The following is a 24,769-nucleotide window of genomic DNA, read 5'->3' as shown; positions in this document are numbered from 1 at the left end:
CCCTCCAAATCTAGGTTAATCAAATCAAAACATTTACATAGATAGTCCAGTTACTATTTCATTTAGGGTTACCACGATTTCTTCTGGAGATAGGACATAGGCAGCAGCACCAAGTTTTATGGCTGCCCCGGGCATGCCAAAAATAACACAGCTTTCTTTACTTTGCGCTATGGTAATTGCTTCTCTCTCCCTCATGGCCTTTAATCCTTTAGCACCGTCTTCTCCCATCCCGGTCAAAAGTACTCCCACCGCCGAGGAGCCGAAGGCTTTGCTGACGGAGCGAAACAAAAAAGAAACAGCTGGACGAGTACTTTTTTCTGGTGGATCCTTGGAAAGAAACAGTCGTCTATTTGCTTCTATCCCTAAATGAAAATCATCCGGTGCAAAGTATACATGTCCTGGCAGGGCATATTCCCCATGGGAAGCGATGTGAATTGGCAAAGCTGTGGTTTGACTTAACCAATCAACAAAGCCCTTAATAAACCCCGTAGAAATGTGTTGGACAACCAGAATTGGCACCTGAAAAGTACCTGGTAGTTGAGAAAAAATTTGTTTGAGCACCTGTGGGCCGCCGGTGGAAGCACCAATGGCAATACATTTAATTCTTTTCCCGTTGTTTTCAGGCTTTATTTCCTGTTTTAATGTTCTTTGAGGTAGGGGTAATTTCTTAGCTCGTACCTTAACCCGGGAAATAGATTTTATCGTTTGTATCAGTCTTTTACTCTTCTCAGCAAATTCCGAGTGACCAATTCCTGGTGGTACTTCCTCCACAGCCACTGCACCTGCCTCCAGTGCCTGGAAGGTCATGGCTAAATTATCCTGTTGATAATGTGAGCTAACAATGACAATGGGAACCCGTACAACCTCTAATATCTTACGGGTGGTTGCAAAGCCATCCATTCCTGGCATTTCAATATCCACTGTTATGACGTCCGGCCGATATTGTTTGACAAAATTCACCGCATCTGAACCGCTACTTACAGTGCCTATTACCTTTATTTCATCATCAGACTTCAGTATGTGTTCTAAGAGACATTGTACAACTGGCGAATCTTCAACAATTAGTACCTTAATCATGTTAGGTACCCCACGTTTTTATATAAGTCTTTTAATAACTGACAACAAATCACTATGGTCAAAGCTACTTTTAACAATATAAGCGTTGGCACCAACATCAATACCCCTCTCCCGATCTTCCCTTGAATCAAGGCTGGTGACTAAAATAACAGGCAGATGTGAAAGTTTTTCATCTCCCCTTATTTGGGCAGTCAGATCAAAACCGTTCATCCTTGGCATTTCCACATCAGAAACAACCAAGTGAAATTCTTCTGTTTTTAAAGTAGTTAATGCATCAACCCCATCAACCGCTGATATCACGCGATAGCCTGCAGATTGCACAATATTTTTTAGAAGCATTCTGGAGGTTATGGAGTCCTCTACAATCAATACGGATTTTCTTTGATCTACCTGCCTTGGCTCACTGGCCACAGCCTTTATATTATTAGTGGGATACCTTATGGCGGCCTTGATTAAGTCCGGGACATGCAGTATAGGTACTACTTGCCCAGTCCCTAGCACCGTTACACCACTGATATTCCTTACCCTTTTAAGCTGTTTACCTAGAGGTTTAACCAGTACCTCTTGCTCACTGATAATTTCATCCACTTGAAAGGCGATTTGTTTTTGAGAACTGCTCACCACAAGTACTTTTAAGGGATCTGTATTTTGGGATTGTATTCCTTGATAGGATAGTTCTAGAACCTCGGCCAAATTTATCAATGGTACAACTTGACCATTTATTGCTAGGGTTTCTTGATTTTCTACGGTTTTTACATCTTCCCTTTTTATCCTTAGCACTTGCTTGATACTCGAAGAAGGCACGATAAAATTCTGCTCTGCAGTCTTAACCAATGTACCGCGAAAGGTAGAAATCGCCACGGGCAAAAGTAATTTAAAGGTTGTACCTGTTGCGGGCCTTGTCTCTACCGCAACTTCCCCTCCCAGGCTTTCCACCTTTTCTCGAACAATGGCCAGCCCCAGACCCCTGCCAGAGATATCTGTAATCATCGGGCTAGTTGAAAGTTCCGACAGAAAGATGAGATCTAATAGTTCCTTATACCCCAACTTGCCTTCCTGCTGTTTTGTTAATAGGCCCCGACTGACTGCTGCCTTTTGTACTTGAGCTAGATCTATACCTGCTCCGTCATCTGCAATAACAATTTCAACCTTGTTTCCTCCGACCTGTGTAACCGATATATGAAGTATTCCCTGAAGTGTTTTACCAAGGCCCTTCCGAACCTCTGGTGTTTCAATGCCGTGATCAATACAATTACGCACAATATGTAAGATTGGATCCTTTAATTGCTCTAAAATACGTTTATCTACCTCTACTTCTAAACCATGCAGATTAACTTTTACTTCTTTCCCCTGGGCCCTAGACAAATCCCGGACATCCTTTGGTACATTATGAAAAAGGGTAGACACCGGCTGCATCAGGGTTTTTTTAATCTGCTTCAGCAGCTTATCAACATTGCCGCAAATATATCTATGATTATGCTCGGACAGTTTTCTTACATTCTGTGTTTTTTTATCTAGTTGTTTTATAAATTCAAATTCCTTTTCATAAACCTCAAGTAAAGCTGTGAAAACCTTTAACCAATCACCACTATCATTAAAGTCTTTTCCCATATCCACCATTTTACGGGCCTTACGAATTAAGGGAGTAAGCTTATACCATTCCCTCTGCCTCATTTTTACCGAGTCAGTTACAGACCGAAGATCAGAAACTAGCTGTGCTGCTGACAGTTTGGCGGAAAGTAATTCTTCAGATAGATACAATATTTCATCTAATTTTGTAGTGGATATCCGGATGTTTTGATCCTCGTTAGACTTTATTATTAACTGATTAATTTGTTTACCGGTATCTCCAGGCACCTGCTGATCTAATGAGGCCTTGGCCACCGGGGCCAGATTATGGAGACTATCTAAAATATGGCTAGGAATAAGGCTAGTTTCTGCCTTGTTTTCCTCCTTTGGTTTCGATTTCTCCAAGGTTTTTAAGATTTGAAGCAATTCCAACACCGCCGTGCTATTACCACTAGGGTCAGCTAAGGCATTGGTCATAGTATCTAAACTTTTATGTAATATATCAAAAACAGCTGGTGAAAGACTGAGCTCCTTTCTTTTCACAAGAGCCAGGATGTTTTCTAGGGCATGGCAAATAGTCTCGATATCAGTAATATTGACCGACCGGGCTGCACCCTTTAAACTATGAGCTTCACGAAAAATTGTTTCTACCATTTTTTCTTGAAGCTCCGGTTGGGGTTGCTCTTCCAGTTGGAGCAGGCCACTAGACATTACCTTTATTCTCTCTTCAGCTTCTACAAAAAACATTGCTTGAAGTCGTTGGAAAAATTCATCCTCTTTCCTACTAGTCATAAAAATCTCCCTACTAAAGCTTATAGCTTTGAACCATTTGCTTCAGTTCCCTACCCATTTCTGCTAAACTTTGGGCAGTTAGCTCCAGTTGCTTGGCACTGTCGGCATTTTGTCCACTGGCCTGCTGAATACTTTCCATGGCTAGGGCCACTTGATCCATTCCCACGAACTGTTGTTGAACGGAAGCTGCAATCTGCACAACGGATTGGGCCGCTTCAGAAATAGTTTTAGTCATCATTCTTATGGATTCACCTGCTTCGGTGGATTGCTTTACCCCATCCTCAACTACCTTGTAACCTTGTTCTGTAGCCATAACTGCCGAACTGGTAGCCTTCTGAATTTCATTTAGGATACTGCGCACCTGGGCTGTAGCCTCTTTTGACTGCTCTGCCATACTTTTGATCTCCTGGGCCACCACCACAAAGCCAACGCCCTGATCACCAGCCTTTGCCGCTTCAATAGATGCATTTACTGCCAGTAAATTGGACTGTTCAGCTAAATCATCCACCGTGGTGATAATCTCACCTATGGCTTGGCTTTGTTCACTGAGTCTGACAATCCCCTCCGCAATCAGTTCCATCTTGTCCTTGATTCTGTTCATGCCCTGCACTGTCTCATCCACAGATCTCTGACCATTTTGGGATACATGCACAGCCTTCTGGGCAATCTGCGAGACATACTGGGCCTTGTCATTGGAGAGTTGGGCTGTTTGTTTTACTTCTTCCATGGTGGTGGTAGTTTCGTTCACAGCCGAAGCTGTTTCATGGGCACCAGAAACAAATTGAGAAGTTGAGGCAGAAATTTCGCCGGCTGAAGTAACAAGCACATTGACACCTGTGGCAACCTTACCAATTTCTTCTCTTAGATTTACGCTCATTTGATTAATTGTTCTAAGAAGATCGCCCAGTTCATCCTTTCGGTCGTCCAGTGGCACATCTATACTTAAATCTCGATTTGATATACATTCGGCAACCTCTACCACCTGTTTTAGGGGTTTTTGAATATTTCGGGTAATCATTATGCCAAGGAAAAGAACAATTCCCAAAGCCAATAAGATAGTTATAATAATATTTCTTTCAGCATTGTTGGCAGTGATAATATTGGCATCGGCTCTTTCTTTAGCCTGTGCTACCTCTGTATCCATAATTTTTTGGATAGTCGAATCTATGTCCAGGGCCAGATGATAGCCTTCCCCAGCATAAATTAATTTCAGGGCCTCTTCATTTCTATTTTCCATGGCAAGTTCAATGGCCTTATCCCTTATTACATTATATTTGTCAAGCTTTGCGTTAAGTTCATTGTATTTTTGACGAACTTCTTCACTTTTTATTTTACTTTCAAATTTAACCAGCTCATCATCCAGCATAACATCCAATTCATAGATGGCATCCCTATATTTAGTATCATGGGTATTAACTATATCCCTTAGATAAGTACGCATTTCTTGAAAGGCGATTGTGGCATTACAAATTTCATTTAGGGGCTGGATATTATTTTGATATACCTCTATATCTCGCTGTTTAATTTGATTTAGATTATAAAGTGCGTTATAGCCTATGATGGCTCCAAAAAAAGCCACAATTAAAAACACAGCCAGTAGCTTGGTGCCAATTTTATAATTATTTAACCATTTCATTTAATTATCCCCTCCAGAGAACTTTTGTCCGCTAACTAACCTCTTCGTCAACTATAATATCTTTGTCCGAAAGGATTTTCTCTCCATCCAAAACAATAAGCCGTTCCCCTGTAACCCCTCTGAGGTAAGCCGCTTGTTTACCCGTTAGGTTATTAAGGGGTGGGCCAATGGAACTGTAGGGTAGCGGCCCAGTACCAGTTATTTCATCCACCAGCATACCAAATTCCATATCAGAACAGTGCAGGACCATAACTTTAGGGATTTTTACTTCTCCCTTCTGTGGTAATTTAAAAATCTTTTTAAAATCAAGAACCGAAACAATCTGTCCCCGTACATTTACTACTCCCATAACAAAATCAGGTGTACAGGGCAAGGGTGTAATATCTCTGAGGGGAAATACTTCCCGAATATACTTCGACTCAAGGGCATACTGCTCACCTGACAGGGTAAATTGCACCACTTCTAGACAAACTTCTATGTCCTGTTTTTGTATTTCCTGGGCCAATATTTCTGCCCTCAACCTTAATATTCTTTTCTTCTCTTCATGCAAAGACCCATCTGGTATCCTTTGGGCCTTTAACAGCCGCTCTTTGAGTTTATCCCAGGCAGCACCTTGTTTATCTTGCTCCATTTATTAACTCCTTTTTGGGAAAGATCTTTTCTTTAGTGCCATTTAGGCAGGCATCCTTAGTTTTTTATTGCTGAAATTTCAAAGAAGTCTCAATGACCAGTTTAAGCCTGCCGGCTGTAATTCCCTGGGATTCCGGCAGTATTTCTTCAGCTTTGTAACTATCGATAAGATTTAGAGCATTTTCAAAGGATTTTTTTGCATCTTGGTATTTACCTAGTTGATTATAAAGGTTTGCCATTAAAAAATGGGCTAGTAAAAATTCAGGCTTTAGATAAATGGTTTTTGTTAGAGATTGAATAGCTGATGCTATTTTACCTTGCTCTTGAAGGATTGTTGCCAATAGAAAATGTAAATTTACATCCAGCTTGTCCTGGTTAATTGCCTTATTGCACCAATCCTCTGCCTTAGTCAACTCTCCTAGGTTAGCATAGGTCTTTGCCAGCAGAGCCATTTCCTTAGCTGAGCCAGTATAACCTTCCCTTGCCAACTTATTTTGCAGCAGCTCAATAATCTCATTATATTTTCCCAGTTCAAATAATGCCTCGATTTCCTCATAAAGCTCTTTTTTTGAGACCTTTTCAGACAATTTGTTTACTTCGTCCAATTTAGCAGCTTCTGTAATTGTGATATTACTGGCTAGATCTTGAAACTCAAAATCAAACCTAGATATATCAGTAGAGGGCAGCCCACGATAAAGCTGAAAAGGCTCCTTTTCTGCTAAAGAAACCTGACTTACTGAAGCCTTTTTATAAATAATCAAACCTGCATAATTAATAGTTGTAAATTGTTCTTTGGGGACCTGCAATATTTCACTGGGACCTACTATCAGTAAACCCTCTGGTGCCAGACAATGATAAAATTTTTGGATTATTTTTCTTCTTAGTTCCGGTACAAAATACATCAAGACATTACGGCAAAAAATCATGTTTACCGCTGGGAAACTATCCCTGGCTAGATTAAGATAGGAAAAACTAACCCTTTCCTTAATCCTTTCACACAACTTGTATCGTCCACTCTCTGCTGCAAAAAAATATTTATTCTTTAGCCAATCCGGCGCAGCTCGAAAGGACCAGTTACTATATACAGCATCTGTTGCTTTTTTTAATGAAACTAGGTTAATATCCGTTGCGGTTATTGAAATATTAACCCCTTTAGAGTTGCCATACATTTTATCTAGTAAGATAGCAATAGAATATGGTTCCTCACCAGTACTGCAACCAGCACTCCATATTTTAAGAGGTTGTTCTCTTTCTTTGATTAGTATTGGCAGGATGAACTGCTCCAAATTTTGAAACAACATTTTATCTCTAAAAAAATATGTTTCACCTATGGTAAGGTATTGTGACAGAATATCAACCTTGTCCCTGGTTAAGGGTCGTGATAACAGATCCTCAAGGCAACTTTCTTCACTGCTATAGCCCAATTGAGGATATACGGCAGTTAGTGCCCTTTCCAGTTGGTAAAATCTATTCTTGGGAAAATAAAGCCCTGTATAATCTGCAACTAATTCACTGAACTTTGTCAGTAGACTTGAGGAAATCCTCGGTTTCATTTCTTCATACTCCTACTGGCCATATAGATTAAGTAATTCTTCTTCATCAGCAGAGAATAATTTTTCTAAGTCCACTATTAGAACTAAACCATCAGGAAGTTTTAAAACCCCATTGATTATCTCTACCCGGTCCTGAAATTTTTCTGCATTTTTGATTTCCTGCCAGTCTTTTTCAATGACTTCGTCAACTTCATTGGCAACCAAGACAGCCTGGCGTTTCCCTGCACGTACAATAATGAACCTGTCATTAATACCAATTTCACTAAGTGTTAAGTTGAATAGGCTATAGGTATTAATCACAGGTGTAATAGCTCCCTGTATGTTTATGACCCCCAAAAGCTTACTTTGATTTGGTATGGGGGTAACTTCAACAGCCCTGATAACCCGCTCAACATCTGTAAGCTTGATGGCAAATCGATGTTCTTGAATAATAAATATAAGGTGTTTCATAGGTATCCCTTCACAAAATTAATTGACTAAGTAGATAGCATTAAATTTCAACAAATAAGATTTTCTTCCTGCATTTTGGTACAAAATCTGCGATTATTAAGATACCTTTTTTAAAGTAAACCTAAGAACCTTGCCACCAGCCGTCAGCCAGCTCATAAAGATTAAAATTTAGCTTGACAAATAGTTGACCATATAATACGATGATAAAAATTCAATAATTAAACCAATGATTAAGAATAGTAAGAAAGTATTTACCTTTACAGAGAGTCGCAGCTGGTGTGATTGCGATATGGTTGACTTTACTGAATGGACTTATGAGGGCAGGCTGAAATTTTTTAGAGTAGGCTTTGACGAGATCTCAGCTCGTTACAAAGTGAGAATGTATGTCAGTACATTATTTGAGTGGGTCTTTATGACCAATTTGGGTGGTACCGCAGGATTTTACTCTTGTCCCTAATCAGGGATAAGAGTTTTTTGTTTTTATAAATATATTTGGGGGGACGAGGATATGAAAAAAACATTAAAAAGGCTCATGGTCGGATTATGTTGTGCAACATTGTTTTTAGGAGTTTTAACTGGCTGTTCTTCATCAACCAAAGAAACATCCACTGCTACCGACGACTCAGAAAAAAAATATACCATCGGAATTACACAAATTGCAGATCATCCTTCTTTGGACAATTGTCGTACTGGTTTTATTGAGGGGTTAAAAGCCGAAGGTTTTGTGGAAGGTGAAAATGTTACCTTTGACTACAAAAGTGCTAAGGGTGAAATAGCCACGGCAAACACCATTGCCACCAGCTTTGTTGGTAATAATTATGATCTTATTTGTGCCATTGCAACTCCCTCTGCCCAGACAGCCTATACAGCTGCTTCTGAGAAAAAAATACCCGTTGTTTTCTCTGCGGTATCAGACCCTGTGGCAGCAAAACTGGTGAATTCATTGGACAAACCTGGCAAAGGTTCAACCGGTACCAGCGATGTTATTCCTGTGGAAAAACAACTGGAAATGATCCGAGCCTTTATGCCCAAGGCACAAAAAATTGGTATTCTTTTTAACACCAGTGAACCCAATTCAGCCACTCAGATTGCCATGTATGAAGCCGCTGCCCCTAAATATAATTTTGAAATTGTTAAAGTTGGTGTAGCAGCACAGGCAGATATCCCTATGGCAACTGATAGTATCTTGGCAAATGTAGATTGCATCACCAATCTCACAGATAATCTTGTTGTTTCTAATCTACAAACTGTGTTAGGCAAAGCAAATGCAAAGAAAATACCTGTATTCGGTTCAGAAGAGGAACAGGTCAAAAATGGCTGCCTGGCCTCACAGGGCATCGACTATATTGAGCTTGGTAAGCAAACTGGTAAAATAGCTGCCAGAGTTTTAAAGGGTGAGGACATTAACAATATAGCCGTTGAAACAATTAAGGAAAGCAAATTAGTTGTTAATGAGAACTCTTTGAATAACTTAGGGTTGACATTACCCGAAAATCTTAAAGCTACCGCACAAATGGTGAAGTAGCAGGTGGAACTTAGCGGAGGCATAAAATATGTTTGAAATTTTTCTAGGTGTTTTAGAACAGGGCTTTATTTACGGCATCATGGCCTTGGGTGTATATATCAGCTATAAAATATTAAATTTTCCGGACCTTACGGTTGACGGCAGTTTCCCTTTAGGGGCTGCCGTTACTGCCGTTTTACTTACAGTTGGGGTAAACCCTTGGCTTGCACTGGTTGTATCCTTTATAGCAGGTATTTTGGCCGGTCTAATGACCGGCATTATCCATGTAAAGTTAAAGGTCACAGACCTTTTATCAGGTATTCTCTTAATGACAGCACTTTATTCCGTAAATTACCGCATAGCAGGAAAAAAAGCCAACATCCCTATTTTTGATAGTGATACTATTTTCAATAGTGGCATTGCAAAGCTTCTTCCCCCAGCTCTATCAGGTTTCTTGGTCCTAATTATCGTATTTATAGTTGCCCTTCTGATGAAGTTGGCCTTGGATTGGTACCTTAACACAAAGTCCGGCTTCCTACTACGGGCCACGGGGGACAACAAACAGTTTGTAACTTCTCTGGCTAAGGATTATGGCACTGTTAAAATTATTGGTCTTGCCATCTCCAACGCCTTTGTTGCCCTGTCAGGCTCGGTGGTCTGCCAACAGCAAAAGCTCTTTGATATATCCATGGGTACAGGAACAATCGTTATGGGACTGGCAGCAGTTATTATCGGTTTAAATGTATTTAAACCAATGAAATTTCTTAAGGCTACCACCATGGTCCTAGGTGGCTCTATTATTTACAAAGCCTGTATTGCCATGGCCTTTGAGGTGGGCTTTGATAATGCCGATATCCGTCTTATCACAGCGGTATTATTCCTAATTGCACTGATCGCCAATGGAAAAGTACTTAAAGCTCGGGAGGAATAAAATTGCTCACCCTTAATCAGATACATAAAACCTATAACAAAGGCTCAATAAACGAAACTACTCTATTTTCTGGCTTTAACCTCACAGTTGCAGAAGGTCAGTTTATCTCCATAGTGGGTAGTAACGGCTCCGGTAAATCCAGCATGCTTAATATTATTTGCGGCAGCATCGATATAGACGGTGGCAATATCCTGCTGCGAAATAAGGATATCACCAAAATCAAGGAACATCAGCGGGCTGAGTTTATTGGTCGGGTTTTTCAAGATCCAGCCAAAGGTACTTGCCCTAATATGACTATCCTTGAAAATATGTCCCTGGCTGATAACAAGGGCAAAAGCTTTGGACTATCCGCAGGGGTAAACAAAAAACGGACAGACTACTACAAATCACTATTAGAGCAGCTAAAACTTGGTCTGGAAGATAAAATTAATGTTCCAGTGGGTGCCCTATCCGGCGGACAGAGACAGGCCCTAGCACTCTTAACCTCAACCATGACCCCCATTGATCTGCTCATCCTGGATGAGCATACCGCTGCATTGGACCCGAAAACCTCAGAAAACATCATGGAGCTTACGGATCATATTGTTAAATCCAAAGGGATCACCACCCTTATGGTCACCCATAACCTCAAATTTGCTGTCAGTTATGGAGATAGAATCCTGATGATGCATGAAGGTGGTATTGTCATCGACGCAACGGCTGAAGAAAAGCAAAAAATAGGCATCAGTAAGCTATTAGAAGTATTTAATGAAATCAGCATCGAATGCGGCAATTAAGTATGGTGCCCATTGTTGAATAACTCCAAAGGTTAGGATGGTATTGTTATGAATGAGGATAAATTAAAAAAATTTTTCCAAAGGGATAGATTTGCCGCCTATAACGGTATTACCCTAGAAAAAGTGGAACCTGGCTATGCTGTAACCAAGATGGTAGTCACTGAAAACCACCTAAATGGGGTTGATATTATCCAGGGTGGAGCTATATTTACTCTGGCTGACTTGGCCTTTGCAGCTGCAGCCAATTCTTACGGTCAAGTGACTGTAGGCATTAATGCCAATATATCTTATTTTAAAGCCTCCAGTGGGAAAATCCTTATGGCTGAAGCTAAAGAGGTTTCATCCTCCTCCAAAATCGCCAATTATAATGTTGATGTGTTTAATGAGAAACATGAACTAATTGCAAGATTAACGCTGATGGGTTACAAAAAAGATAAGCCAATCGAATTTGAGTAAAGGAATTGTTCGCAACCCTTGTAAAAAAAGGTAGTTACACAATGTTAAATCATTGTTGTGTAGATATACCGTCGGGAACGACACGGAGGTCGTTCCCGACAATCTTTGGAATGTAAAAACGAAGTGTCGCTAGCACTAAAAGTAATGTGCGACACTTCGTTTTTGTTAACCAAATATTGTATAATTAGTCTTAATTGATATCATTTAACAACTAGCCCCCAAAGAAGGTGATTTTGTACCGGTGATTGAGTTAATTAATATAAATAAGGTTTATAAAGATGCCTTTAAACAAAATCAAGTTTTAATAAATATTAATTTATCGGTCAAAGAAAATGAATACATCTCTATAATGGGTTCTTCAGGCTCTGGAAAAACTACTCTCTTGAATATTCTTGGGTGTCTGGATACACCAACATCAGGAGCGTATTTATTTCGGGGCCAGGACCTAGTCAAGTATAATTCTGGCCAACTAGCTAAATTCCGCAATCAAAATATTGGTTTTGTCTTTCAAAATTTCTGGTTACTCCCCCGGGACTCGATTTATAGTAATGTGGAATTACCTTTATTATATGCCAATATCTCAGCCCGAGAACGCAAGAATAGAGTGTTTTCAGCTCTGGAGCAGGTGGGTTTACTAGCGAAAGTAAATTCTTATCCCACTCAACTATCTGGAGGCCAGAGACAAAAAGTTGCTATTGCCCGGGCCATCGTGGGTAAACCTTCTATACTACTGGCTGATGAGCCTACTGGTAATTTAGACTCCCATTCAACCGAAGAAGTATTAAAAATATTTGATAATTTAAACCACACAGGTACTTCGATTATAATGGTTACCCATGATCAAAAGGTTGCCCACCATGCCCAGCGTATTATAACAATGGATAAATTCCAGGGGAGGTTTCTTTCCTTTGATCATAAAAACAATTAAAATCAGTCTAAAAAGTATCATGGCCAATAAATCTCGTTCCCTCTTATGCATCCTGGGCATATCCATTAGCGTGGCCTCTATAGTTACTTTTATTTCTCTTATCTATAGTTTTAACTCCAGTTTAATTAAACATATTGAGCAAGGACTTGGTACGCAGCAAATTATTGTTGCCCCGGGAAAAATGCTAAATGCTAAACAATCCATTTTAGAAGGCGGCCTGTCCGGCATAAACTCCTATAAGGGAATCAATAGTACACTAAACACTAAAGATGTTGAAGCAGTTTTACAAAATGTTAGCTCTGTTGAAACAGGAGCACCGCAGTACGAAACCTTTGCTAGGGTTTCTTTTTCAGGCAAAACAAAGGCCACTTCCGATGTTATTTTAACGGGGACAACCCCAGCCTATACTAACACCTTTAACTATTTTCCCATAGAGGGCCATTTTTTTAGCCAAGAAGATATGAAGCATAAAAAAAATGTGATGGTACTAGGTCAAAAGGTTAAGGAAGATCTTTTTGGTGATTCCCCAGCCGTAGGAAATAAACTTGCTTTACTTGGGGAAGAATTTGAGATCATCGGAGTAATGACTTCAAAAGCAGCTATTGGTTTGAACTATAATGATCGGGTTTATATTCCGGTAGCAACATTTCAAAGGTTAACAAATATTGACCATGCCTCCTTATTATTTTTCAAGGCCACCTCCCTTGAAGAAATGGTGATTGCAGAAAAGGCTATCCATGGCATAATCGCCAAGGCTCATAATTCATCTGATTTCATTACAATCAAACCTGATGAGTTGATTTCTCTAATCAACCAAATAATGCTTATGCTGGGCGGCTTGGCCACCTGTATAACCGGCATATCCCTGATTACCGGGGGCATTGGTATAGTTAATGTCATGCTGCTTAGTGTTCAGCAGCGTATTCGGGAGATTGGTCTTAGAAAGTCAGTGGGTGCACGTAATATCCACATATTAGCTCAATTCCTTACGGAATCGATAGTGTTAAGTTTTCTAGGCAATATCCTGGGCTTACTTATGGCCAACCTCTGTATAAAATTGATCAACTGGAAAATACCTTACCTAGCCATAGAAATTCCCCTTAGGGTATTAGAATATAGTCTAGTTTTTTCACTGCTAATTGGCATTATCTTTGGCATCCTCCCCGCTCTTAAAGCAACAAGGGTCAACCCTATTGAGTCTTTGAGACATGAATAATGTAGTGACGGGTGTTATTCAACACCCGTCACCTTATCTTTTTGCTAGTTCTCGCCTGCGTTTAAGTAAGCTTTTTAGATTGATAATTATTTGTTCAGCAGATGCTTTCTTCAGTCTCTTCGCCGCCATCCTGCCATTGGAACTTTAAAGATGAGCATGAATTTCCCTTTAAAGAATTTTTGCATATTATTGGATAATAAACCAATTATTGAAAAACAGTAAACTTGGCCTGTAGATGGCTAGGTATACTTTCGCATCAGTAATACGTCTACCGTCTAAGACCAATTTGATATGATTAATTCTTTTGAATAAGGCTGAATACAGGGCACCATCAGGTGCTTTTTTACGTATTGCAGGTAGGGGAACTGAACCTGAGTACTGGAGCAACCCTTTGCGTTTATTGGGACTACACCATATAAATTCCTGAATAAAATCCAACAATACTTCCAATTTCCCAGGACTATCATTATCCCAGTCCATATAGCACTCGATTCCAATTTTTCTAGATGGTCCATCTTTGGTCAGATTTAAATCAATAGCAAAATCCCTTAATAATGGAGTCAGCCTGTTTAGGAATTCTGACAATGCCAAGTTGTCCCCACTCCAGCCAATCTCAGACAGCCAGAAAGGAATGACCTCGGGATGCAGTTGATTCACACAGACCCGCGTATCTCTGCTTGGCCTACCCAGCATTGAGCCCAATTGAAATAACTGGCCTGTAGACGGTATATTGTTCATAAAAGATAGAATGTCTTCTATCAAAAAATCAGGAATGTGCAGCAAATCAGATGAACGATGCAATATTTCGGCCCGTTCAGAATTCGATAATTCATTACTGCGGAAGCCCAGAAAAATAGAAGGATTTCCGATAAGATTTTTTGCAAATTCGTGCGTGGCTAGACACTCTGTATCAAATTCCAGCCAAAGGTTGCGGATGTGCTTATTTAATATGTTCGACTCCTGAGCCCATTGTCTTGTAAAAGCCCTGAGTTCCTTCCAAACATTATGATTTAAGCACAGGTCATCAAGACAGGAAGGACTATCGCCAGCAAGGATTTTCTGACCTAAAGTATTGTTACTAATCTCAAACGAAACATCAGACAGAGGCTCATCTCTATTTAACAGACACTCCAAGATCCAAAAGTTTGATAGTTCAAAAGGAAGCAATGATGTGATAGCAGACAGCCTCAAATAGCCTTCCCGATCTAAGAGTTCAGCAGGCATATCTTTGCATATTATATCTAAATCTTCTTTTAAACTGTCTTCTGTGCACTCAGAATTCATAATTGGTATTCCTCTATTGCAATGTTAGGGTTTAAGTTCACTTCATCAAAAAAACCATTAGTAAACATATGTTTTAGTACTGCTTGAACCTCAAAAGGATTTTGCCCATACTTATCCACTAAAATGTCAAATGCATCTTGATAGCTAACAGTTGGATTTACTAAAAGCTCACCTAGAGCTTTAAAAACACTTTTGTTTTGAAAGTGATGGATTTGATTGGGGGAAGCTAAATCAAATCCTCTTCCCGATATTCTACAAACAAGATCATCTCGTAGTCGAAGCGGCATATGTGCCGGAGGTGTTTTGGGCATATTACGATCGATCATATCCAGTATGGTACTGTGAAAATCATCAACCGTATTAAAGGAAGCCTGATCAAATATACGATAGCCATAGGGCCACTTCTCTGAGGTAAAGCAAGGACTGACCAGCTTGATATCCTTTCTAACTAGATTAATTAAAAAACCGGTAACGCAGGCAATGGATCCTTGAGGTATGCCAACCCGTAAATCATTTATATTGTTACATTGGCGCATATCACCTTTTTGTTCAAAAATCCGTCCTCCCGGCACTTTGGGCCGCTCGCTATCTTTCATCTGCATCAGCATAGAAACATCCCTTAATTCATATGGTGAATGCTGATCATGAATTTTATGCAACACACTAGTTGATAAAACACTTAATCTGGGCCATGGCAAATTGTATGGCCGATAAAAGGCCAGTAGATCATCAATCCATTTTTTATTTGTACAGACTGCTGTTGATGTACAGACAAATGATCCTGTAATATTTGCATAATCCCTCATGTAGTCTATGTAATGTGGATTATCATAAGGTTCTGAAGCATAATAGAGCAAGGCCCTGCCTGCGGCATTATTACCTAAAATATCGGTGCACACCTGGGCAATGCCCCGGAAAAAATCTTTATTTTCATTATAATCCAATATTTTTTGTAGCTTCTTAGCACTGAATGAACAAAACCAGCATTGGACGCTGCAGCCTTCAGATAATTCTAAGGCTAGGGTGGGATGATCAATATAATGGTTATAATCTCCTAATTCACTTTGGGCAGAAGCGATACGCCTTTTACGCCAATTTTCAAACATGGTGTTTTTCAAATCGGGAAGTTGACGTTGTGTACATACTTCTTTGATCCTCATTCTTTGGCGTAGGTTAAATCTTACCCAGAGCTCCAGAAGTGGGTAATTACGTAACAATTCAGCATGTTCTATAAGAATATCTGAATGTTCACTGCCGCGCTTTCGGGAAATGTACTCATTAAGTATTTCAGGCTTCTCCCAGACCAAAGCCATCTCCCGGAGATGAAAATCGATCCCGATTTGTTTCATACGCCTTTGTTGTTCATCGTTAATCTGCCCAGAATTAACGCTTGATCTAAAGTCGACATCTCCTTCATAGCACTCAAAAAATCTTTTTACTTGAGATATGCAAAATAACTCGTCCTGAGTAAATGCGTCCAAGACACTCTGATAACTATACGTATGTTCATCATTATTCATGGTATAGCTCCTTCTAAGATAAACATAAAATTAATGAAGTCGATAATTTTAAAGATGTTTAACTATAATTTTAATCTACAACACAAATCAATTAAAAACTATACCCAATGGGCTCCGGCTGCCACAGCTACCGCACCTACTGCGGCAGCGGCTGCTGCATTTCCGCCTGCCACCTTCTCCAAATCATCATTACTCAGCTCATCAGTACTTTGAAAATCCTTGGCAAGAATTTCAAAATCTTCTATGCTTATAGAAAACCCGTTTTCCTTTGCTAGACCAATGATCCCCTCCAAGTTATCAATACCTATCTGCTTGGCTTTCTCCTTCAGATCAGGATTCTCCCAAACTTTTTTACCAAAGGCTTTTAAATCTTCTACACTCATTTACATAATCTCCTCTCCAGTTATTTATCGACTTCACTACATTCATTTTGTTTTATCACTTGCTCTCATGTTATATCCCTATACTGCTGAAAACGATTAGAAACTAGATACGTGCGATATAAACTTCTTCTATGTATTTATAATTTTCTGATACTAATCTCACAAACAAACACCTATCTGTCCTAAGTTTCAAATATTATATCTCTAGAATCATAATTATTTACAAGAAATATGTCGATTTCTAAAATAAATAAAAAATGGAACCTCTCTGATAATCAAATTCTTTGTTCAAAATAAAATGCCGCCCACGGAAAGGGCGGCAAATTTTGTAGTAATGTAAACTATATTCTCCTAATCTTCTTTGGTTTGTCAAACAAACTTAACACTGGGTAAGCTTATTAAGTTGGTTCTTAACATCACCCGCTGCGGCTTTAGTCAAGTAAATCCCTCCAACCAAAAAAGAACACCCCTTACCATAAGTATTTTGGGGTGTTCGAATGACTTATTGTAAAATCAACGGCTCAGTAACGTTTATTTTCCTGTATGTATGGTGGAGGCGGGGGGAGTTGAACCCACCGTCCGAAAGAGCAACCACAACAGGCTCTACGAGCGTAGACTATGCTTTAGATTTCGCTCCCTTGGCGGCCATAGACAGCCTCCTCGGTTGCTAGTCCGGTAGTCTTAGCTATAGCCCTCCGAACATCAGGCTATAGAGCGTCCCGTTATAATGACCCCCTATCCTGCACAACGGGCGTAGCAGGTAGAGGGTTAGACAGCAATTAAGCTGCTAAAGCGTATTCTTCGTTAGCAATTATTAGTGTTCACCGTTTAACGGGCTGGTGAGATCCCGGCTCGCTCCTCTTGCCATCGCATCCCCCGTCGAAGCCATTTCGCCCCCTGATTATAAGAGAATGCTTTGCTAACGTAAAGCTATTCAGTTTGTCTTACATTTTCTGCCGTTCACGCATTGCACGGTCCATGTCCCGTTTAGCGTCTCGTGCAGCAATGTCATGACGTTTGTCATAAGACTTTTTACCTTGAGCCAAACCTAGTTGTACTTTTACTTTACCTCTAGGGTTAAAGTACACTTTCAAAGGAATTAATGCAAGTCCCTTTTCTCTAACCTTACCATATAAACGTAAAGTCTCTTGCTTGTGCATCAGAAGTCTACGAGTTCTTTTAGGTTCATGATTAAAACGATTACCTTGTTCATATGGGCTGATGTGTAAATTATAAAGCATCATCTCGCCATTTTCAACTCGGGCAAAGCTGTCTTGCAGATTAGCCCTGCCAGCCCGCAGTGATTTCACCTCAGTACCTGATAAAGCTATACCAGCTTCATAGGTTTCTAAGATGTGATACTCATGCCGGGCACGGCGATTATCGGTAACAGTTTTAAAACCCTTTTCGGCGGTTCCTTTGGTAGCCATAAAAAACACCTCTGACAGTTAAAGCCCAGGTACTCATCTGAGACTCGGGCTTTTGCAAACAAATGTTATAAGCAAGTATTTATATTATAGCAAACTAAACTTTTATGTCAAGCCATACTTCAATTTTAGACTCGTTGATCGGCTGCAACCTACATGGTTCAGTATTTAACCCCAAAAATTTTCTGGGTTAAAACTATCTCAGCGCAGGTATAAACTTGCTCTCAATTGCCACCACTAGCAAAGATTATCAACATAATTGTAGGTCAAGTGTTTTTAAATAAATTCAAAGAAAACACTGTGCCAATAAATGTTTTATTCTTCAGGCTTTTCTTCAGTACTTACTGTTCCTTTTCCCGATTCGATTTGAAGTCCCTTTTCCGTCTTGATAAATTTTGCCGTAGCTCTGGCTACCTGTGTACCATCAGCCATTGTAATTTCTGCTTCCATAGTAGCTAATCTACCTCTATCAACCTGTTGTCTGGCAGTTACCACAAGAGGTTCCCCAATGGGTACTGGTTTTAAATAGCGTGTTGTCATTTCTACGGTCATTGCTGGGTTACCTCTACTCCAAAGCCAGTGGCCCATAACCTCATCCATAATTGTGGCCAAAAGACCACCATGCATCATGTTTAACCATCCAGAATGCTCAGTTTTTGGAGTAAAGGTGGTGTAGGTAATATCACCTTTATGTTTAATTGTTAACTTTAACCCAATGGGGTTGTTGGGACCGCAACAAAAACACTTGTTAATTTCTTGCCATTGTGGACTACCATATAATTCCTTATAATCTAACAAATGCTTCACCCCCATCATTTTCCTTCCTGTAATATTTTACTAAATAAATTGATAACTGGCAAGCTTGCGATAGCAAATGCGACACCGGGGACGGTTCTCGCTGTCGCATAAGACAATGAATAATGCGACAGCGAGAACCGTCCCCGGTGTCGCAAAAATAAAAAATTGCCGGCCTGAAGGGCCGGCAATTTTTGGGGTTTAATTTAATCTTACAGTTTGGTAAGAAGGGGACCAAGGATTAGGGAGATTGTACCAGCAACCTTGATCAGTGGGTTCATAGCAGGACCGGAGGTATCTTTGCAGGGGTCACCTACAGTGTCACCAACAACGGCTGCTTTGTGTGGATCGGATTTCTTACCACCCAGGTTACCTTGCTCGATCCATTTCTTAGCGTTGTCCCAAGCGCCGCCGGCGTTAGACAGGAACAGAGCCATCAGAACACCAGTTACAGTTAAGCCACCTAAGAAACCAGCAAGAGCTTTTGCACCAAGGATAAAACCAACCAGTACAGGACCGGATACTGCAACAAGACCAGGAGCGATCATTTTGGAAATAGCAGAGCTAGTAGCGATGTCAACGCAACGAGCGTAGTCAGCTTTTACACCGGGCTTGCCTTCCAGCAGACCAGGGATTTCACGGAATTGACGACGAACTTCTTCAACCATTCCGTAGGCAGCCTCACCAACAGCACGCATGGTTTGAGCACCTACTAAGAAAGGTATGGAACCACCAATGAATAAACCAACCAGAACCATAGGTTCAGTTAAGTTAACGATAAACTTGCCATCAGGCAGTTGAGCACCAAACTTATGAGTGATAGATTCAACATATGCACTAAACAGAGCCATAGCTGTCAATGCAGCGGAACCAATTGCGAAGCCCTTAGCAATAGCAGCGGTTGTGTTACCAACTGCATCTAGTTTGTCAGTCTTAACACGAACTTCCGGAGGAAGTTCAGCCATTTCAGCAATACCACCGGCGTTGTCAGCAACAGGACCGAAGGAGTCCATAGCGACTACGAAACCAGCAGAGGATAACATACCCATAGCAGCCATAGCAATACCATAGATGGCCCAAGCTTCAGCTTTATCAGCAGGAGCAGCAGAACCTACAGCCCAGAAGGAGAAATAAATAGCACCTGCAAATACCAGCATAGGTAAGAAAGTGGATTCCATACCTACAGCCAGACCGTGGATAACGTTGGTAGCAGGACCAGACTTGGAAGCCTCAGCAATACGGTTTACGGAAGCTTTACCAGTTCCAGTATATATTTCAGTTAAGTAACCAACGGCTACGTTAACAATCAAACCAGCTACAACAGCCATGAAAATACCAGTTGAAATATCAGCAGTTTCCCCAACAAAGGTAACCCTAGCTACAAAGAAAACGCCAATAGCGGTTAAGATGTTAGTTACCCAGAGACCTACGTTCAAAGCAGCTTGAGGGTTGCCATTTTCGGAAGTACGAACGAAGAAGGTACCGATAATAGCAGCAACAATACCCACAGCACCTACCAACAATGGGAAGATAACACCGGCAAAACCAAACAGAGTGTTACCAATTAACATAGCAGCGATGGTGGTTGCAGCATAGGATTCGAATAAGTCAGCACCCATACCAGCAGTGTCACCTACGTTGTCACCAACGTTGTCGGCGATAACGGCAGGGTTACGTGGATCATCTTCAGGAATACCAGCTTCTACTTTACCTACCAGGTCAGCACCTACGTCAGCAGCTTTGGTATAGATACCACCGCCAACACGGGCGAAGAACGCGATAGCAGAAGCACCGAATGCGAAGGAGTTGATAATGGTGGGTTGACCAAACACTATAAACAGTGAGGATACGCCCAGCAGACCTAAACCAGCAACGGACAGACCCATAACAGCACCAGCACGGAAAGATACGTTTAACGCTTTAGCCAGACCGTGGCTGCGAGCAGCCTCAGCGGTACGGGCGTTAGATTTGGTGGTGGAGGTCATGCCGATGTAACCTGCTACGGCTGACAGCGCAGCACCAACTAAGAAGGAGATTGCAGAAGCAGGTCCCACAGGCATGTGTGCACTGCCGCCACCTTCTACAAAATATTGTGCAGCCCAAAGAAGTACAAAAATGATAATAGCAAAGGGAATTAATGTCTTGTACTGACGGTTTAAGAAAGCCATCGCACCTTCGTGAATAGCTTCAGAAATTTCGCGCATTTTAGGGGTACCCATATCTTCTTTTAAAATGCTGGACAGTGTATAAAAAGCAAATAACAAAGCCAACACTCCGGCACCCGCTGCATAATAAGCAAGCGTCATATTAGTTTCCACTTGAAGTTACCCTCCTCGTCCCGATATTAATTACTTAGGACCTACTTCCATACCACTAATACCATCGAAGTAATTGCAAAGGCAATAGCGATAAAGGCTGTGAGCCTGCCGAGTTTTTCATCTAGACCTTTAGCTTTTCCCCCAAACAGTGTCTCAGCCCCGCCAGCAATCGAGCCGGACAACCCGGCACTCTTACCTGACTGCAGTAGAATCGTAGCTATTAATGATAGTGCAATTAGTACGTGAATGGCAGTCACTACACCTTTTAACAAAACTCCACCTCCTTTTATTGGTTATATGTAAAAAAAGGACTTGTATACTTCTGTATTATAGCACAACGTGAAATAAGTGACAATCTTTATACATGTAAAAATAGGTAGCCAAGGCTTCTTCTAACTCTCCCTGGCTCCTATTTTCATGAGTTTTGTGATTAATTTAACAATCCCTTAATCCTGCAGATTATAAAAAACTCCTTTACCACGGTAACGAGATACATTGCCAAGCTCTTCCTCGATACGCAGTAATTGATTATATTTGGCTACCCGATCGGTTCTGGAGGGTGCACCAGTCTTAATTTGTCCAGCGTTGGTGGCTACGGATAAGTCGGCAATGGTGGTATCATCGGTTTCACCAGAACGGTGGGATACCACAGCGGTATAGCCAGCACGCTTGGCCATTTCAATGGCATCTAGGGTTTCTGTCAGGGTTCCAATTTGGTTGACCTTGATCAGGATGGAGTTAGCTACGCCAGCCTTAATTCCCTTGGACAGACGCTCAGTATTGGTGACAAACAGGTCGTCCCCTACCAATTGAATTTTTTTGCCTAGGGCGTCGGTCAGTTTAGCCCAACCTTCCCAGTCATCTTCGGCCAGACCATCCTCAATGGTGATAATGGGGTATTTATCCACCCACTTCTGATAAAAGGCAATCATTTCATCGGCTGTATAGGTTACACCTTCACCGGCCAGTACATATTTACCATCCTTGTACATTTCCGTGGCCGCAACGTCCAAACCTAAGTATACATCTTCCCCAGGTTTATAGCCAGCCTTTTCTATGGCTTCGATGATCACGGCCAAAGCCTCTTCGTTACTCTTTAGGTTGGGGGCAAAACCACCTTCGTCACCCACAGCGGTGTTTAAACCCCGGGCCTTAAGCACAGACTTCAGGTTATGGAAGATTTCCGCCCCCATCCGCAGTCCTTCGGAGAAACTTTCAGCACCTACAGGGAGAACCATAAACTCTTGAATATCCACATTGTTATCAGCATGGGCACCGCCGTTAAGAATATTCATCATGGGCACTGGTAGTTCCTTGGCATTAACGCCACCAATGTACTGATATAAAGGTAGCCCATAGTAGTTGGCTGCGGCCTTGGCCACGGCTAAGGAAACACCTAGGATAGCATTGGCACCCAGTTTTCCTTTGTTTGGAGTACCGTCCAGTTCAATCATTAGCTTGTCAATACCAATCTGGTCTGTGACATCCAAACCAATCAGTTCAGGGCCAATAATTTCATTAACATTCTCCACAGCCTTAATAACACCTTTACCCAGGAAACGGCCTTTATCGCCATCCCTTAATTCAACTGCTTCATAGGCACCGGTGGATGCACCGGAAGGCACAGCAGCCCTACCCACGGTACCATCTTCTAACCATACTTCTGCTTCCAAAGTAGGATTACCCCGGGAGTCCAGAATCTCCCGTGCGAAAACATCGCTGATTATCGTCATGTTTGTATTCCCTCCTAGACTTTTTTTATATCTATGGCTATTTATAATTGTAGACTTTGCACTAAGCTTTTAGCTTTTAGATATAGATACCTTAGAAATAGACCGGCCATTCTACCGTGCCAGGCACCTAGGCAGCCTTGCCGACCGTAAGCTTAGCTATAAGCCAAGAGCTAAAAGCTAATGGCTAACGACTAACAGCTAGACCCCAAAGTTCTATCCCTCAAGCCTTTATTCCTCAAGCAACAGGCTTTTGCCTGTCATTTCTGCCGGTACAGGTAGGCCTAGGATCTCTAGCATGGTGGGTGCTATGTCGGCGAGGCTGCCATCATCCCTGAGCTTGACATTTTGGTAGCGGCTTCCGATTAATAGGAAGGGTACCGGTTCGGTGGTGTGGGCGGTATGCGGGCCGCCTTTTTCATCTTGCATTTTTTCGGCGTTGCCGTGGTCAGCGGTGACAATTATCGTGCCGTCCTTCTCTAGTATGGCAGCTATCACCTTCCCCATACACTTATCCACCGTTTCAATAGCTATTTTAGCTGCTTCCAGGTCCCCGGTATGTCCCACCATATCTGGGTTGGCATAGTTGGTAATAAAAACATCAAAGGTCTCTTTACTAATGTTATCGATAAAGGCCTCTGTAACCTCGTAGGCAGACATCTCTGGTTTTAAATCATAGGTGGCTACCTTGGGTGATGGGATCAGCACCCTCTCCTCATTGGGATTGGGAGCCTCTACTCCACCATTAAAGAAAAAGGTGACATGGGCGTATTTTTCTGTCTCAGCCAGCCTTAATTGCTTCTGGCCCTGATTACTCAACCACTGACCTAAGGTATTAACCAACTGATGGGGCGGGAATGCCACCGCCGCCTCAATGGTCTTATCATATACAGTCATGCAGACAAAATGTACCTTGGGCTGGCCAGGTCCTCGGTCAAAACCAGTGAACTCTTCATCCACAAAGGCCCGGGTAATTTGTCTAGCCCGGTCCGGCCGGAAATTAATAAAGATCAGCGCATCTCCATCGGCTACCTTGGCCAGGGGTTGTTTACTATCATCGGTAACTAGGGTAGGTTTTACAAACTCATCGGTTTCGCCACGCTCATAGGCCACGTCAATGGCTTCCAGCGGGGAGTTGGCCTGCAATCCTTCAGCATAAACCATGGCCCTATAGGCCAGTTCCGTACGCTCCCAGCGGCGGTCTCGATCCATGGCATAGTAACGACCACTGACCGTTGCCACCTGCCCCACTCCTTCTTCCTTCATCTTGGTGAGTAGTGCCCTCATATAAAGTTTGGCACTGGAGGGTGGAACATCCCGACCATCTAAAAAGGCATGAAAATAGACTCTGGATAAGCCCTGTTGGGCTGCCATTTTCAGTGTTGCAAAAATATGCTTAATGTGGCTATGTACACCGCCATCGGAAAGCAGCCCCATTATATGAAGGGCCGAGCCTTTTTCCTTGACCAACTGCATGGCCTTTACAAGCTCTGGGTTTTGAAAAAAATCCCCGTCTTTAATGGATTTAGTGATGCGGGTTAGTTCCTGGTAAACCACCCGCCCGGCACCGATATTTAAGTGACCCACTTCGGAATTGCCCATTTGACCCTCTGGCAGACCCACAGCCTCCCCGGAACAGGCCAGTTTTGTATGGGGATAATTGGCTAAATAATTCTTAATATTGGGCGTTTTGGCCTGGGCTATGGCATTACCGTTTTCATCCTTACTTAACCCCCAGCCGTCCAGGATAACTAAGGCTAGGGGATGTTTTTGTTGACTCAATACTTGGAACCT

21 protein-coding genes, 1 other RNA gene and 1 other annotated feature are annotated in these 24,769 nt (G+C 41.6%); of the genes, 6 read left to right on the top strand and 16 right to left on the bottom strand.

The genetic code is table 11. The features are described from left to right. Positions 1-33 precede the first annotated feature (33 nt). From cheB to ACYQ03_RS04415, 6 genes are all read right to left on the bottom strand, one after another. On the bottom strand, positions 34-1,077 hold the full coding sequence (gene cheB, locus ACYQ03_RS04440) for a chemotaxis-specific protein-glutamate methyltransferase CheB (RefSeq protein WP_459907940.1): 1,044 nt from the start codon (positions 1,075-1,077) through the stop codon (positions 34-36). Between the two features lie 18 nt (positions 1,078-1,095). Further along, positions 1,096-3,438 carry a hybrid sensor histidine kinase/response regulator gene (locus ACYQ03_RS04435; RefSeq protein WP_459907939.1) on the bottom strand — a complete coding sequence of 781 codons (2,343 nt, stop codon included), beginning with the start codon at positions 3,436-3,438 and terminating at the stop codon, positions 1,096-1,098. 13 nt (positions 3,439-3,451) lie between these two features. Continuing rightward, positions 3,452-5,074: a methyl-accepting chemotaxis protein gene (locus tag ACYQ03_RS04430; RefSeq protein WP_459907937.1), complete on the bottom strand. Its 1,623-nt coding sequence runs from the start codon at positions 5,072-5,074 to the stop codon at positions 3,452-3,454. Positions 5,075-5,105: 31 nt separating this feature from the next. Then, entirely contained in the window at positions 5,106-5,705 is a 600-nt protein-coding gene (locus ACYQ03_RS04425) for a chemotaxis protein CheW (protein ID WP_459907936.1), read from the bottom strand. 64 nt (positions 5,706-5,769) lie between these two features. Then, positions 5,770-7,257, bottom strand: a complete 1,488-nt coding sequence (locus tag ACYQ03_RS04420; protein WP_459907935.1) for a CheR family methyltransferase — start codon at positions 7,255-7,257, stop codon at positions 5,770-5,772. A 12-nt stretch (positions 7,258-7,269) separates the two neighbouring features. Further along, a complete protein-coding gene (locus ACYQ03_RS04415) occupies positions 7,270-7,707 on the bottom strand; it encodes a chemotaxis protein CheW (RefSeq protein WP_459907933.1) in 438 nt (145 codons plus the stop codon). A gap of 217 nt (positions 7,708-7,924) precedes the next feature. Next, positions 7,925-8,165: a binding site (T-box leader), on the top strand. A 50-nt stretch (positions 8,166-8,215) separates the two neighbouring features. Here ACYQ03_RS04415 and ACYQ03_RS04410 point away from each other — a divergent pair. The 6 genes from ACYQ03_RS04410 (at position 8,216) to ACYQ03_RS04385 (ending at position 13,518) form a co-directional block, all read left to right on the top strand. Beyond that, positions 8,216-9,232, top strand: coding sequence for an ABC transporter substrate-binding protein (locus ACYQ03_RS04410; RefSeq protein ID WP_459907932.1), 1,017 nt, complete (start codon positions 8,216-8,218; stop codon positions 9,230-9,232). A gap of 28 nt (positions 9,233-9,260) precedes the next feature. Further along, positions 9,261-10,142: an ABC transporter permease gene (locus ACYQ03_RS04405; RefSeq protein ID WP_459907930.1), complete on the top strand. Its 882-nt coding sequence runs from the start codon at positions 9,261-9,263 to the stop codon at positions 10,140-10,142. Positions 10,143-10,144: 2 nt separating this feature from the next. Next, positions 10,145-10,918 carry an ABC transporter ATP-binding protein gene (locus ACYQ03_RS04400; protein WP_459907929.1) on the top strand — a complete coding sequence of 258 codons (774 nt, stop codon included), beginning with the start codon at positions 10,145-10,147 and terminating at the stop codon, positions 10,916-10,918. 48 nt (positions 10,919-10,966) lie between these two features. Continuing rightward, positions 10,967-11,374 carry a PaaI family thioesterase gene (locus ACYQ03_RS04395; protein ID WP_459907927.1) on the top strand — a complete coding sequence of 136 codons (408 nt, stop codon included), beginning with the start codon at positions 10,967-10,969 and terminating at the stop codon, positions 11,372-11,374. A gap of 241 nt (positions 11,375-11,615) precedes the next feature. Beyond that, the gene (locus ACYQ03_RS04390; protein WP_459907925.1) at positions 11,616-12,302 is read left to right on the top strand and encodes an ABC transporter ATP-binding protein; all 687 of its coding nucleotides are present in this window, start codon (positions 11,616-11,618) and stop codon (positions 12,300-12,302) included. Next, positions 12,283-13,518, top strand: a complete 1,236-nt coding sequence (locus ACYQ03_RS04385) for an ABC transporter permease (protein ID WP_459907924.1) — start codon at positions 12,283-12,285, stop codon at positions 13,516-13,518. The genes ACYQ03_RS04390 and ACYQ03_RS04385 overlap by 20 nt, the downstream gene beginning before the upstream one ends. A gap of 186 nt (positions 13,519-13,704) precedes the next feature. On the opposite strand, the gene ACYQ03_RS04380 is transcribed toward ACYQ03_RS04385, so the two are convergent. The 10 genes from ACYQ03_RS04380 to gpmI all read right to left on the bottom strand — a co-directional run bounded on the left by ACYQ03_RS04380 (position 13,705) and on the right by gpmI (position 24,757). Beyond that, positions 13,705-14,802, bottom strand: coding sequence for a hypothetical protein (locus tag ACYQ03_RS04380; RefSeq protein WP_459907923.1), 1,098 nt, complete (start codon positions 14,800-14,802; stop codon positions 13,705-13,707). Beyond that, entirely contained in the window at positions 14,799-16,322 is a 1,524-nt protein-coding gene (locus ACYQ03_RS04375; RefSeq protein WP_459907921.1) for a radical SAM family RiPP maturation amino acid epimerase, read from the bottom strand. The genes ACYQ03_RS04380 and ACYQ03_RS04375 overlap by 4 nt, the downstream gene beginning before the upstream one ends. Positions 16,323-16,420: 98 nt before the next feature. Next, entirely contained in the window at positions 16,421-16,705 is a 285-nt protein-coding gene (locus ACYQ03_RS04370) for a Nif11-like leader peptide family RiPP precursor (RefSeq protein ID WP_459907919.1), read from the bottom strand. Positions 16,706-17,253: 548 nt separating this feature from the next. Next, positions 17,254-17,603: a transfer-messenger RNA gene (ssrA, locus tag ACYQ03_RS04365) on the bottom strand. 46 nt (positions 17,604-17,649) lie between these two features. After that, positions 17,650-18,135 (bottom strand): SsrA-binding protein SmpB, encoded by a 486-nt coding sequence (gene smpB / locus ACYQ03_RS04360; RefSeq protein WP_459907917.1) that lies wholly within the window; start codon positions 18,133-18,135, stop codon positions 17,650-17,652. A 312-nt stretch (positions 18,136-18,447) separates the two neighbouring features. Continuing rightward, positions 18,448-18,939 (bottom strand): PaaI family thioesterase, encoded by a 492-nt coding sequence (locus tag ACYQ03_RS04355; protein ID WP_459908745.1) that lies wholly within the window; start codon positions 18,937-18,939, stop codon positions 18,448-18,450. A 200-nt stretch (positions 18,940-19,139) separates the two neighbouring features. Continuing rightward, positions 19,140-21,233, bottom strand: coding sequence for a sodium-translocating pyrophosphatase (locus ACYQ03_RS04350; protein ID WP_459908743.1), 2,094 nt, complete (start codon positions 21,231-21,233; stop codon positions 19,140-19,142). A gap of 53 nt (positions 21,234-21,286) precedes the next feature. Beyond that, positions 21,287-21,517 (bottom strand): preprotein translocase subunit SecG, encoded by a 231-nt coding sequence (secG, locus tag ACYQ03_RS04345; protein ID WP_459907915.1) that lies wholly within the window; start codon positions 21,515-21,517, stop codon positions 21,287-21,289. A gap of 174 nt (positions 21,518-21,691) precedes the next feature. Beyond that, on the bottom strand, positions 21,692-22,978 hold the full coding sequence (gene eno / locus ACYQ03_RS04340; RefSeq protein ID WP_459907913.1) for a phosphopyruvate hydratase: 1,287 nt from the start codon (positions 22,976-22,978) through the stop codon (positions 21,692-21,694). 228 nt (positions 22,979-23,206) lie between these two features. Beyond that, positions 23,207-24,757 (bottom strand): 2,3-bisphosphoglycerate-independent phosphoglycerate mutase, encoded by a 1,551-nt coding sequence (gene gpmI, locus ACYQ03_RS04335; protein WP_459907911.1) that lies wholly within the window; start codon positions 24,755-24,757, stop codon positions 23,207-23,209. Positions 24,758-24,769 lie beyond the last annotated feature (12 nt).

The organism is Desulfotomaculum defluvii, from assembly GCF_054657375.1.
Note: the sequence above shows the minus strand (reverse complement) of the source record. Positions and strands in the feature narration are given on the sequence as shown.